At 69.8% G+C, this 13,148-nt stretch carries 10 protein-coding genes; 5 read left to right on the top strand and 5 right to left on the bottom strand.

Going from position 1 to position 13,148, the window contains the following annotated elements:
• Positions 1-13: 13 nt before the first annotated feature.
• The gene (gene mhpA, locus IM738_RS05060; RefSeq protein WP_236964801.1) at positions 14-1,516 is read right to left on the bottom strand and encodes a bifunctional 3-(3-hydroxy-phenyl)propionate/3-hydroxycinnamic acid hydroxylase MhpA; all 1,503 of its coding nucleotides are present in this window, start codon (positions 1,514-1,516) and stop codon (positions 14-16) included.
• Positions 1,517-1,524: 8 nt separating this feature from the next.
• A complete protein-coding gene (locus tag IM738_RS05055; RefSeq protein ID WP_236964800.1) occupies positions 1,525-2,373 on the bottom strand; it encodes a fumarylacetoacetate hydrolase family protein in 849 nt (282 codons plus the stop codon).
• A gap of 219 nt (positions 2,374-2,592) precedes the next feature.
• Here IM738_RS05055 and IM738_RS05050 point away from each other — a divergent pair, with 219 nt between their 5' ends.
• On the top strand, positions 2,593-3,342 hold the full coding sequence (locus IM738_RS05050; protein ID WP_236964799.1) for an IclR family transcriptional regulator: 750 nt from the start codon (positions 2,593-2,595) through the stop codon (positions 3,340-3,342).
• A gap of 302 nt (positions 3,343-3,644) precedes the next feature.
• Here IM738_RS05050 and IM738_RS05045 read toward each other — a convergent pair whose 3' ends face one another.
• Together IM738_RS05045 and IM738_RS05040 are read right to left on the bottom strand one after the other, a co-directional pair.
• Positions 3,645-4,901, bottom strand: coding sequence for an NAD(P)/FAD-dependent oxidoreductase (locus tag IM738_RS05045; protein ID WP_236964798.1), 1,257 nt, complete (start codon positions 4,899-4,901; stop codon positions 3,645-3,647).
• A gap of 154 nt (positions 4,902-5,055) precedes the next feature.
• Positions 5,056-5,262 (bottom strand): hypothetical protein, encoded by a 207-nt coding sequence (locus IM738_RS05040; protein WP_236964797.1) that lies wholly within the window; start codon positions 5,260-5,262, stop codon positions 5,056-5,058.
• Positions 5,263-5,571: 309 nt separating this feature from the next.
• Here IM738_RS05040 and IM738_RS05035 point away from each other — a divergent pair, with 309 nt between their 5' ends.
• Genes IM738_RS05035 through IM738_RS05020 form a run of 4 tightly spaced genes read left to right on the top strand, consistent with a single transcriptional unit; the run spans position 5,572 to position 8,803 of the window.
• Complete coding sequence (locus tag IM738_RS05035) at positions 5,572-5,889, top strand: hypothetical protein (protein ID WP_236964796.1); 318 nt, start codon at positions 5,572-5,574, stop codon at positions 5,887-5,889.
• Between the two features lie 49 nt (positions 5,890-5,938).
• A complete protein-coding gene (locus IM738_RS05030) occupies positions 5,939-6,154 on the top strand; it encodes a hypothetical protein (RefSeq protein WP_236964795.1) in 216 nt (71 codons plus the stop codon).
• On the top strand, positions 6,145-6,429 hold the full coding sequence (locus IM738_RS05025; protein ID WP_236964794.1) for a hypothetical protein: 285 nt from the start codon (positions 6,145-6,147) through the stop codon (positions 6,427-6,429). Before IM738_RS05030 ends, IM738_RS05025 begins: the two co-directional genes overlap by 10 nt.
• A 55-nt stretch (positions 6,430-6,484) precedes the next feature.
• On the top strand, positions 6,485-8,803 hold the full coding sequence (locus IM738_RS05020; protein ID WP_236964793.1) for a catalase: 2,319 nt from the start codon (positions 6,485-6,487) through the stop codon (positions 8,801-8,803).
• 27 nt (positions 8,804-8,830) lie between these two features.
• Here the strand turns inward: IM738_RS05020 and IM738_RS05015 are convergent, their stop codons facing one another.
• On the bottom strand, positions 8,831-12,982 hold the full coding sequence (locus tag IM738_RS05015; RefSeq protein ID WP_236964792.1) for a PAS domain-containing protein: 4,152 nt from the start codon (positions 12,980-12,982) through the stop codon (positions 8,831-8,833).
• Between the last annotated feature and the right edge of the window lie 166 nt (positions 12,983-13,148).

Genomic DNA, 13,148 nt, shown 5'->3' with positions numbered 1-13,148 from the left:
GGATGGGCCGGCGTCAGGCCGCCTGCCGCGCGGTCTCGCGACGGTCGGGCCAGGCGCTGAGCAGTCGGTCCAGGCTCTGGCGATCACTGGCCACGCCCAGGACATAGCGGTCGGGCCGTTGCAGCAGCGCCCGGGCGCCCAGGCGTTGCAACCAGGCCTTGGCGGCGGGTGAATCGGCGGGCACCACGGTCAGGTGCTCGCCCACGGGGCCGATGGCCCAGTCCGGGTCGATCAACAGCGCGGCCCGGTAGCCGATGCGGTCGTCGAGCCGCGTCCCGTCACCGAGCGCGGGTTGCTCTCCGATGCAGCCGGCGAAAGCGCCCGCCTCGTGCAACCCGGGCCCGAGCTGCGGCGAAGGGGTCTTGAAGACCGGTCTGGTGGCGCGCATTTCGGCGTCGCGTCGGCGGGCGGCTTCGGGGTCGGTGGTCTGGATCAGGCTGCCGAGTCGCACCGCGGTCTCGATGAACTCCCGCACATGGGGCGAGCGCTCGGATTCGTAGGTGTCCAGCAGGCTGTGATCGGCCACGCCGTCGAGCACGTCGGCCAGCTTCCAGCCCAGGTTGGAGGCATCGCGGATGCCGGCGCACATGCCCTGGCCCATGAACGGCGGCGTCTGGTGCGCGGCGTCACCGGCGATCAGCAGCCGCCCGTTGCGCCACCCCCGTGCCACCACGGAGTGGAAGGTGTAGACGGCAGGCCGCTCCAGCACCGCGTCCTCCGGGCTCACCCAGCGCGACAGCAGGCGCCAGATGGTTTCGGGCCGGCTCATCAGGGCGGCGTCTTCACCGGGCATCAGCATCAGCTCCCAGCGCCGCCGCATCCCGGGGCCACGCACGTAGGTGGCTGGCCGTGCAGGGTCGCAGAACTGCACGCTGTGGTCGCCGAGGTCCGGGCGCTCGCGCTGGAGGATCAGGTCCACCACCAGCCAGCGCTCGTGCGACTTCAGGTCTTCCAGCTCGGTGCCCATGAACCGGCGGACGGTGGAGCGCGCGCCGTCACAGCCGACCACGTAGCGGGCCGAGGTGCGCAGCAGGCGGCCGGTGGAGGTGTCCTCCAGGCGCAGCGCGACCGCGTCGTCGCCCGGCTCGACCGAAAACACCTCGTGGCGCAGGCGCACGTCCACCCCCGCCTGCCCGGCCAGGCGCTGGCGCAGCAAGGCCTCGAGGGTCGGCTGGTGAAAGCGGTAGCTGGCGTGCCAGCCCTGTGGCCCCACTTCGGTGGGGCGGGTCCAGTCGAGCAGCAGCTCACCATCGGCGGCGACGAACTTCATGCCGGGCGCGACCACCAGGTCGGGCGACAAGGCGTCGGCGATGCCGATGGTCTGGAACACGCGCATGCACTCGCCGTCGAAGTGGATCGCGCGCGGCAGGCGGTAGAGGTCGGCCTCGCGGTCCAGCACCAGCACGCTCTGCCCGCGCAGGGCCAGCAGGTTGGCCAGCGTGGCGCCCGCCGGTCCGAAACCGACGATGGCCACGTCGTAGCGGCTGGACAGGGGCGTGTCGTGGGTGGCAGCCATCGTGTGCCTCAGGCTTCGTCGGCCACGGTGTTGCGCAGCACGCCAATGCGGTCGACCTCGACCTCGACGACGTCGCCCGCCTTCATCCACAGCGGCGGACTGCGCTTGGCGCCCACGCCACCGGGCGTGCCGGTGACGATCACGTCACCCGCGCGCAGCGGCGCGACCGTCGACGCGTAGGCGATCAGGCGCGGAATGCTGTGGATGAGTTGCCGGGTGGTGGCCCGCTGGACCTCGGTGCCGTTGAGCCGCGTGACCAGCGTCATCTCGGTGTCGGCCGGGATCTCGTCGGCGGTCACCATCCAGGGGCCGAAACCACCGGTGCACCAGAAGTTCTTGCCCGGTCCCCACTGCGAGGTGTGAAGCTGCCAGTCGCGCACCGAAGCGTCGTTGTAGCAGGCGTAGCCGGCGATGTGGTCCCAGCTGTCGGCTTCTGCGATGCGCCGGCCCGGCTTGCCGATGATCACCGCGATCTCGCCTTCGTAGTCGAGCTTGATCGATTCGGGCGGGCGCACGATGCTGCCGCCATGGCCCACCTGCGAGTCGGCGAAGCGCAGGAAGTACGTGGGCTGCTCGGTCACCTCGCGCCCGGTTTCGCGCACGTGCTCGCCGTAGTTCAAGCCCGCGCACCAGATCTTTCCGGGGTTGGGGATCACAGGCCGCAGCGACACGCTGTCCAGCGGGAAATCCGCCGGGCGCGACGCGAAGCCGCGCGCCTCGTCCAGCGCGTTGCCCTCGATCAGCGCCTTGAGGTCGGGATATCGACCGTCGAAGGCGCTGAGCAGGTCGATGACGCCACCGTCGCGAACCAGCCCGAACCCCGCCACGCCATTGCGTTCATAGCTCACCAGTTTCATGCATGCTCCAAGTTCGTTAATCTCATTAATTGAGATATAAGTTGAACATGCATTGACCTGGATCAACCCTGGTGGTTTCCCTATATCGCACAGTGTGAGATTTTATTAAATGACACAGGAAACCGCCCTGTGGCGATCGCGTCGGCAAGGGGCGGGCAGGACGGCGATCAAAATAGCGGCATTCCGTTGTCCCTCGCCTCCATCAAAGGAAGAACAAGAATGACCAGCTCATCCCGGGCCCTTGCCATCCTCAGCCTGTTCGATGAGCAGCACCCTGTCTGGCACACCGACGAGATCAACGAAGCGGCGGGCTACACGCGCGCCACCGGGTACCGGTACGTGAAGGACCTGGTCGAGTTCGGCTTCCTGAGAAAGGTCTCCGCTGGCCGCTATGCGCTGGGGCCGCGCATCATCGAGCTGGACTTCCAGCTGCGCCGCTCAGACCCCCTGCTGCTCACGGCGGTGCCGGTGATGGAAGAACTGGTGCGCAAGGCCAGGCTGGACGCTGTCTTGACGACCCTTTTCGGCAACCACCTCGTGGACATCCACCGGACCAGCATCGATCCGACCCTGGAGCTGAGCTACGGGCGCGGACGGCCCCGTCCCCTGTTCCTGGGCGCGGCGGCGAAGGTGATCCTGGCCCATCTGGCGCGGCCCCAGCTCGTCCGGCTGTACGCCGACCACGCCGAGGAGATCGCCCGTTGTCAACTGGGTGCCGACTGGAATGCGTTCCGAACGCGCATGAGCGAAATCCGGCGCGCCGGGTTTTACTGGTCCCGCGGAGAACTGGAACCCGCGGTGTCCGGCGCCGGCATCGCGTTGTTCAATGCGGACGGTGAGGTGGCGGCGGGTCTTGCGTTGATCGGGCTCACCGAATCGCTCGACAAGCTGGGTGAAACCAAGCTGCGCACGCTGCTGGAGCGGGCGCGCGATGACATCAACGCCCGGCTCGCGGCCTCCCAGGCGTAGGCGCGCAACGCCTGCGTCTGGCGGCGAGGGACCGAAAACGCACCGACACACCCGGGCATGGCTCTACGGTCCGCCCTGCGCAAAGCAAGAGCCACCGGACTGTCCGGCACTCGACGCACTCGCGCAGCTCATCGCGGACATGACCGGCCCCTGGAAGTCGGACGCCTGCGCCGACCGGTTCAGCGACGCCATCCTGGCCCTGGTGAACCAGAAGGTGCAAGCCGGCGAGACCGCCCCGTCGCGAAGAAGAAGTCCCCGGCCAGGACCCCGCGCCGGGCCTGACGCCCCAGGCGTCAAGGTCGTCAGCCCGGTTGGTCTGAGGAACGGTCCTCGCCCAGCACGATGCGCGCGCCACGCTGGTAGGTCCAGTAGGCCATGGCCCAGTTCAACAGCACGCTGACGCGGTTGCGAAACCCGATCAGGAAGAACACGTGCGCGGCCAGCCAGAACCACCAGGCCAGCAGGCCCGAGAACTGGAAGCCGCGCAGGTCCACCACCGCCGCCATGCGGCCGATGGTCGCCAGGTTGCCCTGGTCCGCATAGGCAAACGGCCTTGCGCTGCCGCCCGCCAGCCCAGCGCGCAGGCTGCGGGCCACGTGCGCGCCCATCTGCTTGGCCGCGGGGGCCACGCCGGGCACGGGGCGGCCGTCGGGCCGCGCCAGGGCCGCCAGGTCACCGGCGACAAACACCTCGGGGTGACCGGGCAGCGTGAGGTCGGGGTTGACCTTCACGCGGCCCGCCCGGTCCAGCGGGGCACCCAGCATCGCGCCCAGCGGCGACGCGGCCACACCCGCGGCCCACAGCACCGTGCGACAGGGCACGAACTGGTCGCCCAGGCGGTAACCCTGGTCGGTGATGTCGGCCACGGGCGTGCCGCAGCAGACCTCCACACCGAGCGACTCCAGCTGGGCTTTCGTGCGCTGCTGGAGCTTCGGAGGGAAGCTGGCCAGCGGCGCCGGGCCGGCTTCGATGAGCCGCACCTGCGCCTGCCGCGGGTCGAACTGGCGGAACTCTTCGCGCAGCGTGTGGCGCGCCAGCTCGGCCAGCGTGCCGGCCAGCTCCACGCCCGTGGGCCCGCCGCCCACGATGGCGAAGTGCAGCCACGCCTGTCGCTCTTCGTCGCTGGTGGCGGCCTCGGCCTGCTCGAAGGCCAGCAGCAAGCGGCGGCGGATGGCGAGTGCATCGTCGAGCGTCTTCAGGCCCGGCGCGTGCGCGGCCCATTCATCGCGGCCGAAGTAGGCGTGGGTGGCGCCGCTGGCCACCAGCAGCCGGTCGTAGTGCAGGGTCTGCGGCGCCACCGGCCCACCCAGGTGCACCGCCTTCGCCTGCACGTCGATGCCGGTCACTTCGGCCATCAGCACCCGCACATTGCGCTGGCGCCGCAGGATGTGCCGCAGCGGCGCCGCGATGTCGGGGGCCGAGAGGCCCGCCGTGGCGACCTGGTACAGCAGCGGCTGGAAGAGGTGGTGGTTGGCCTTGTCGACCAGGGTGATGCGGACCGGCGCCGACGCCAGCGCACGCGTGCACCACAGGCCGGCAAAGCCCCCACCGATGATCACGACATGGGGTGTGGCCGGGTGGTTCGCCCCGGCAGCGGGAAGCAGGTGTGTGGGAACGGCGGATTCTCCGAACGGTGGAAGGGCATGGCCTCAGCCCAGACCCCGCCGATTCTCCGCTGCTTCCAAATGGCTTGGCAATCGCAGAACGTTGCACTCATCGCCAGAACGACTGAGCCATTCCGCGCAAGCCCAGTGCAGCCTGGCCCGCTCTCAGGACCATCTGTTCCCGCTCCTCCAGCACACGCTGGTCGGACAACAGGCAAAGTTGCCGGGCCGCCGCGTCGTAACCGACGTGGCACACCTTCATGACCCGCTGTTCCAGCAGGTTCACAGCATCGTCCCAGGCGACAGGTGCGTTCATGGATGACCCTTGTTGATGGATGGACCAATTTAGATGCCGGTCGCCTGGAACACTGTGCGCTGACGTACATTCCCGCGAAACGAAATGCAACGGCCGGCCTGCTCATGGACGGCACACCGTTGCCCAGGACCCGCGACCTGATCGCCGGTCCCAGTCACGTTCGATGGCGCACAGACACACCCCCCGCCGACGGACAGCATGGTCACCTTCGTGAACCGCTTCAGGCACGGCCCCGCGCACTGAAGTCCTGTGCACGATGCGCTCGCCACCCACGCCTGCCACCCGCCGGCCCACCCACAAGGAACCGTCATGAACACACCTTCTGCCCTGATCGCGCTCTGCGCCTGTGTGATGTCCCTGAGCGCCTGCGACAAGAAACCGACCGCCCCCCCGACGCCAGCGCTCTCCCTGCCGGTGCCGGCCGGGTCCGGTGCCTCGACAGGCGCGACCACCGGCTCGACCACCGACCCGTCGCTGCCGCCCGCTTCCACGGTGTTTCCACCCGGGACCACCGACCCCGCGCTCGGCAAAACAGACGGCACCCGGAAACCGGCCCAGGAATCCGACACGAAGCCGATGCCGGGGCAGAACAACGACCACTCGGCACCGCTCAGCCCGGCCAAATAAGCCGGCAGCCGCCACGCCAGCCAACCCCCATCACCCAGGAGGCCCCACCATGTCCCGTGTCCACGCCCACAGACCCCATCTCCCCGACAACGACGTGCCGGATGAATTCGAACCGGGCGCGCCGCCCGTCGAACCCGACGAGGGGCCGATGCCCCCGGCCATCCCGGACGACCCCGAGCACGACCGGACCATCGACCCCGCGATCAAACCCGGCCTGCAGACCCGGCCCAGCCGTTCCCCAGTGGAGGAAGCCGCATGTCCATGAACCCCAGCGGCCGGCGGCCTGTCGGGCGCCAGGTGGCCACGCCACCGCGGGGTGCGAAAGCGCCCCTCTCGCCCCCCGGCTTGCCGCTCCCCCACGAACGCGACGAAACCGTCAACGACACGGCCGAGGCACCCGATCCCAAGATGGTCCAGGCCCAGCGCGACCTCGACGCCGGCCTGGTCGACACCGACATGCGGGCCACCCCCGGCCTGGACGCGAAACGCCGCGCCCGCCTGGTGCCCGGCCCCGGTGGGCAGCCGCCGTCGGGCAGCTGATCCCTGCCCCAGGCCACACCGCCTGCGCCGTCCTTCAACCCTCACGAGGTCTCCCATGAAGCCCACCCCTGTCAAACGCGCCGACCACCCAACGCAGGACAGCGCCCCACTGGCGGCTCAAGGTGCCGCCGCGCAGGCGCTCGCCGCAGCGATGCCCCACAACGCCAACAAGGCGCTGGAGTTCGGCCGCGAGAACGCCGTCACACCACCGCCGGGCGCCACCGTGCCCAGCCCGTCGCCCATCGCGTCGGCCAGCACACTGAGCGAGGTCAACGTGTCGGCCAAGAGCAGCGACCTCGACCGCGCGCGCTCGGACGCCTCGGGCCAGGTGCTGACCACGAACCAGGGTGTGGCCATCGGCGACAACCAGCACTCGCTCAAGGCCGGCCTGCGTGGGCCCACCCTGCTCGAAGACTTCGTCCTGCGCGAGAAGATCACGCACTTCGATCACGAGCGCATCCCCGAGCGCATCGTGCACGCGCGCGGCTCGGCGGCGCACGGCTTCTTCGAGGCCTACGAGCCGATGACGGCGTTCACGCGTGCCGCGCCGTTCCAGACCGCCGGCAAGATCACGCCGGTCTTCACGCGCTTCTCGACCGTCGCCGGCGAACGCGGCTCGACCGACACCGCGCGCGACATCCGCGGCTTCGCCGTCAAGTTCTACACCCACGAAGGCAACTGGGACCTGGTGGGCAACAACATCCCGGTGTTCTTCATCCAGGACGCGATGAAGTTCCCCGACCTCGTGCACGCGGTGAAGCCCGAGCCGCACCACGGCATGCCGCAGGCCGCCTCGGCGCACGACACCTTCTGGGACTTCGCCTCGCTCAGCCCCGAGACCACGCACACGCTGATGTGGGTGATGTCGGACCGGGGCATTCCGCGCAGCCTGCGCATGATGCAGGGCTTCGGCGTGCACACCTACCGGCTGGTCAACGCGGCGGGTGAGTCGCACTTCGTCAAGTTCCACTGGACTCCGAAACTTGGCACGCACTCGCTGGTGTGGGACGAGGCGGTGAAGCTCTCGGGCGCCGATTCCGACTTCCACCGCCGCGACCTCTGGGAAGCCATCGAAGCGGGCGAGTACCCCGAGTGGGAACTCGGCTTCCAGATCTTCACCGAGGCACAGGCCGAGGCCTTCAGCTTCGACGTGCTCGACGCCACCAAGCTGATCCCCGAAGAGCTGGTGCCCGTGACGCCGGTGGGCCGCATGGTGCTCAACCGCAACCCCGACAACTTCTTTGCCGAGACCGAGCAGGTGGCGTTCTGCACCGCGCACGTGGTGCCGGGCATCGACTTCAGCAACGACCCGCTGCTGGCCGGGCGCATCCACTCCTACGTGGACACCCAGATCACGCGGCTGGGCGGCGCCAACTTCCACGAGATTCCGATCAACGCCCCGCTCGCCGCCCCGCACAACCACCAGCGCGACGGGCTGCACCGCCGGGCCATCCCGCGTGGCCGTGTCGCCTACGAGCCCAACTCGCTCGGCGGCGGCTGCCCCTTCCAGGCCGGCACCGCGGGCTTCGTCTCGTTCCCGCAACCGGTGGACGAGGGCCAGAGCGACAAGCTGCGCGGCAAGCCCGAGAAGTTCGCCGACCACTACACCCAGGCCACGCTCTTCTACGAGAGCCAGACCGCCGTCGAGAAGGCGCACATCGCGGGCGGTTTCCGCTTCGAGCTGAGCAAGCTCACGGTGCCGGCGATCCGCGAGCGCATGGTGTCGTCGCTGGTCAACGTGTCCGAGGAACTTGCTGCCTCCGTCGCCGCCGGGCTGGGCATGGCCGTCCCGCCCGCGATACCGAAGGCGCTGGCGAACCCCGCCCCACCCGAGGTCACCACCTCGACCGCGCTGTCGCTCACGGCCCTGCCGGGCAGCGGCGGCATCCGCTCGCGCAGCGTCGCCATCCTGGTGGCCGATGGCGTGGACGGCAAGTCGCTCGCGACCGCGCAGGCGGCGCTGCGGGCCGCTGGCGCCACGGTGCACCTGATCGCCCCGCGCCTGGGGCCGGTGAAACCCGCCAGCGGCGACCCCTTCGACGCCACCGGCACGCTGGAGAACTCGCCCGCGGTGCTGTTCGACGGCGTCGTGCTGCCCGACGGCGCCAGGGGCGTGAAAGCGCTCGGCACCCTCATCGAGGTGATGGACTTCATCTCGAACCAGCACCGCCATGGCAAGACCCTGCTCGCGCTCGGGGCCTCGAAGGCACTGATGGCGCAGGCGGGCGCCTCGCCGACGCTGGCGAGCGGCGAAGCCGATCCGGGCATCGTGATCGGCACCGCCGCCAAGGCGGAGCGCGCGGTGGCGGACTTCATCACCGCGCTGGGCAGACACCGCCACCCCGAACGCGAAGCGGGCGCCCTGGCCCCCTGAGCGAGGCAACGGCGGTCCGCCGCCGCCCTAACGCTGCTGCTGGTCGAGAAACGAGTGCACCGCTCGCAACTCGATGCGGAACTCGGCCATCAGCGGCTCCAGCGCCGCCAGCAGCGGCGAGTGGCGTTGGGCGGTGATCGCTTCGATGTCGGCACAGATCCGCCCGAGGCGCGCCGCCCCGACGGCACGCGCGGCCGACTTCAGCTTGTGGGCGGTTTGAAACAGGGTCTGCGCCTCACCGGCGGCGTGGGCCTGGGCCATCGTCAGCGCCGCGCCCACCGTGCTGGCGCGAAAGGTCGCCAGCACGTCCTGAATCACGGCCGGATCGTCACCGAGCAGGTCGGCGAGCACGCCCAGGTTCACCGGTGGTGATGCGGTCGCCGCCGCGCCTCCCGGCACGGTCACGGGCGACAGCGTGGGCGTTGGCGTGGGCCGCAGCCAGGTTTCGATGGCCGACTTGAGTTGCGCCAGGCGCACCGGCTTGCTCAGGTAGGCGTCCATGCCGGCCTGCAGGCAGCGCAGCTCTTCCTCCCGCAGGGCGTTCGCGGTCAGGGCCAGGATGGGCAGTCGCGCGGCACCGCCCACCTCACCGGCGCGCACCGCAGCGGCCAGCGTGTAGCCGTCCATCAGCGGCATGTGCAGGTCGGTCAGCAGCAGGACATGCCCGCCCTGGCGCCAGCAGGCCAGCGCCTCGACGCCGTTGGACGCCACCTCGGCGCGGTAGCCGAGCAACGAGAGTTGCTGGGTCAGCACCTTCTGGTTGATCTCGTTGTCTTCTGCCACCAGGATCAGGGGTTTCGCGTCAGGGCGGCTCGCGGGGCCGTCCAGCGCCTGGAGCGGCATCGGCGCGGTCTCCCCCTCGGCGGGTGGCTCGGCGGGGTCGTCCCACGGCCGGAGGCGCGCCGCCTGGTCCACGCCGTCCAGGAACCGGGCCCGGTGCAGGCCTTCGCCGTCCAGCCACACCTGGTCCCGCGCGTGCTGGCGCGGCGGGTGCCGGCGACCCCGCTCGAAGAGCACGAAGGCCAGCGCCAGCTCGGGGCGTTGCGCCCCGACGGCACGACAGGCCGCGAGCATCGGGTCGCTGTCTTCGGGGGTGTCCGGGGCGTCGGCGATGACCACGACACAGGGGCCCGGGCCGACGCTGCGCAACCACGCCTGGGCCTGCTCCGGGGTCTGCCGACAGGTCACCTCGGCGCCGGCGTGGTCCAGGTAGTCGCCCAGGTCGCGGGCGGGGCCGGTCGCAGCGCCCACCACCAGACAGGGCAAACCCGCCAGCGGCGGCCGTGCCTCTGCGGTCCCGGTGCGGGGGTCGTCCGGCGCCACCGCGATGGGCAGGCGCACGGTGAACGTCGACCCCTCGCCCGGCGCGCTGCGGACCGTCACCTCACCCCCCATCAGCGACAACAGGCGGTGCGAAATGCTGAGCCCCAGCCCGGTGCCACCGAAGCGCCGGGTGGTGCTGGCGTCGGCCTGCGTGAACGGCGAGAACAGGCGCGCCAGGGTGGCGGGGTCCATGCCGATGCCGTTGTCCGACACCTCCACCAGCAGCGTGTCTTCGCCGGCAGGTCCGGCGACGCGCAGGGCGCGCAGGGACACGGTGCCACGGCGCGACACCCCCTGGCTGAACTTGATCGCGTTGCCGAGCAGGTTCATGAGCACCTGGCGCAGGCGCGCGGCGTCGCCCAGCATGCCGTGTGGCAGGCGGGGGTCGGTGTACAGGTGAAAGCCCACGCCCTTGTTCACCGCCAGCGGGTGCAAGGCATCGCTGACCCCCTCGACGACCGCGATCACGTCCATCGGCTCGCAATCGATGTCGAACTGGCCGGCTTCGATCTTCGAGAAATCCAGCACGTCGTCGACGATGGCCATCAGGGCATAGGCCGACTCGCGCACGGTGTTCACCAGATCGCGCTGTTCAGGGCGAAGCCGGCTTTCTTCGAGCACGTCGATCATGCCGACGACGCCGTTCATCGGCGTGCGGATCTCATGGCTCATCATCGCCAGAAACGACGACTTGGCGCGGTTGGCCTGTTCGGCCAGTTCGCGCGCCCGCTCCAGTTCCAGGGTGCGGTGGCGCACCCGGTCCTCCAGCCCGGCGTTGAGATCGCGCAGGTGTTGCTCGTGGTGACGCCGCTCGCTGATGTCGCGCGCGATCGAGACGAAATGGGTGCACTGGTCGCCCGACGTGGCCACCGGGGTGATGTCGAGCTCGATCCAGTGCGACCGGCCGCTGCGGGTGTACGCGATCATTTCCACGTGCACGGGTTCGAGGCGTTCGAACGCCGCGCTGATGCGGTGAATCTCGACGGGATCGGTCAGCGGACCATTCAGCAGGCTCGGTGAGCGCCCCAGCACCTCGTCGCGGGCGTAGCCGGTCATGCGTTCGAAGGCTTCGTTGACGAACACGATGCGGGCTCCCAGCGACACATCGGGCGCCACCTCGGTGATGATGACCGTGTCCTTGAGCTGCGCCACACCCGCTTCGAGCAGCTTCAGGTGCTGCTGCGCCAGGCGCCGCGCGGTGACATCCCGGAAATACACCGAGAGCCCGTCCTCTGACGGGTGGCAGTCGATGCCGAACCAGGTCTGCAGGGGGGCGTAAAAGCCCTCGATGCTGACACCGGTTTCGCCGCCCATCGACCGTTGGTACGCCTGTTCGAAGGCCGTGCCCAGTGCCTCGGGGAAGAGGTCCCACATCACGTGTCCCAGCAGCATGTCGCGAGGCCGCCCCCACAGGCGCGCTGCCTCGCGGTTGACATACGTGAAGCGCCAGTCCCGGTCGACGGTGAAGAAGCCGTCGGTGATGCTCTCCAGTGTGTTCGTGAGCCGCGTGGCCAGTTTCTGTGTGTCCAGCGCGGCCAGCTTGCGTTCGGTGATGTCCTGCAGCGCGCCCTGGATGTACACGATGCGGCCCGCATCATCCCGAACCGCCTCGCCCATGGTGCGCACCCAGAAACGGCGCCCCGTGGCCGAGATCTTTTCAGCCTCCACGTCGTAGGGCACACCGAACTTGGCACAGCGCTCCACGGCCGTGCGGACACCGGCGCGGTATTCGGCGACGAAGGATTCAATGCCCTCCTCCAGCGAGGGCGAGTAGCCCGCCGGCTCATCGTGCAGGCTGGCCACGATGTCGGACCAGTGGAGATGGCGGTGGATCGTGTCCAGCCGCCAGCCACCCACCTTGGCCACCCGGCCCGCCATGTCCAGAATCGCCTCGCTGTCACGCAGGGCCTGGTGGGCCCGCTTGTCGTCGGTGATGTCCCGCGCGATGCAGATGACCCCGATCACCTCGCCCTGCGCGTTGCGGAAGGGGGCCCGCGCCGAATTGAAGGTGCGCCGCCCACCCGGGCCCGTGAGCGACTCCTCGGAGGCGTGCGCCTCGCCCGAGGCCAACAGCCTGCGGTCGTTCTCGATGGTCTTCGAGGCCTCTGCGGCGCCGTACAAGGCACGGTCGTCGTGGCCGAGAATCTGTTCGACCGCGCGCCCCGTGAAACGGGCCAGCGCGTTGTTGCACAGCAGGTAGCGCCCTTCCAGGTCCTTGACGAAGACGATGTCGGGCGTGCCGTCGGCCACCGCCTGCAGCAGTTCCGCGCTGTGCAGGTGGGCCTGCTCGGCCCGCACCCGGTCGCTGATGTCCACATGCATGATCACCGCGCCGGCGCGCCGCCCCGCCTCCAGCGGAGCCGCCGTCAGCAGGAAACGCCGTTGTTCCTGCGGCGAGTCGCAGGGGTACTCGATGGAGAGGGTGCTGCGCTCACCCGCCAGCACGGCGCGCAGCGCGACCGCCACCGCCGGGTTCCGGGCCGCGTCCGGGCTGGCGACCGTGTCGCAGATGTCGAGGTAATTGCGGCCCACGCCGTGATCGGGGTCCCGGAGGCCGTTCGCATCACCGAAACGCCGCCAAGCCTCGTTCACCGCGACGATCACGCCGTTGGCATCCAGCAACGCGACACTCGACGGCAGCGCGTCCAGCAACGCGGCCTGCTTCCTGGCGACCTCGTGACGCAGCTTTTCCTGGGCCCTGGGCAACAGCCAGGTGCGGCCGGCCCGGTTGGTCACGGCGTCGACTTCGCCCCCGGTCAACGCCTCCAGCTGTTGCTCCACGTCGTGCAGGGTCTCGATGAGCTCCGCGATGCGCGCCTGGCGGAGCGCCTCTGTGTCAAAAGGCTCCGATTTCATGGTTGTGCCGGTCCCAGGCTCAAGGTGGTGCCAGCCCGTGCCTGCCGGTGGGCCAGCGCAGGCGGCGGGTTCACGGGCTCGCCGGAAATGTGGAACGTGAAGCGGTGGACGGGGCCTTCGGTCAAGGGCATGTCAGCGGGTCGGTGCTCGGTTCGCATCGTGGGCG

Origin of the sequence: Hydrogenophaga sp. SL48 (genome assembly GCF_021729865.1) — a bacterium.
Lineage (GTDB): Bacteria > Pseudomonadota > Gammaproteobacteria > Burkholderiales > Burkholderiaceae_C > Hydrogenophaga.
This window is presented reverse-complemented; position numbering and strand designations above follow the sequence as displayed.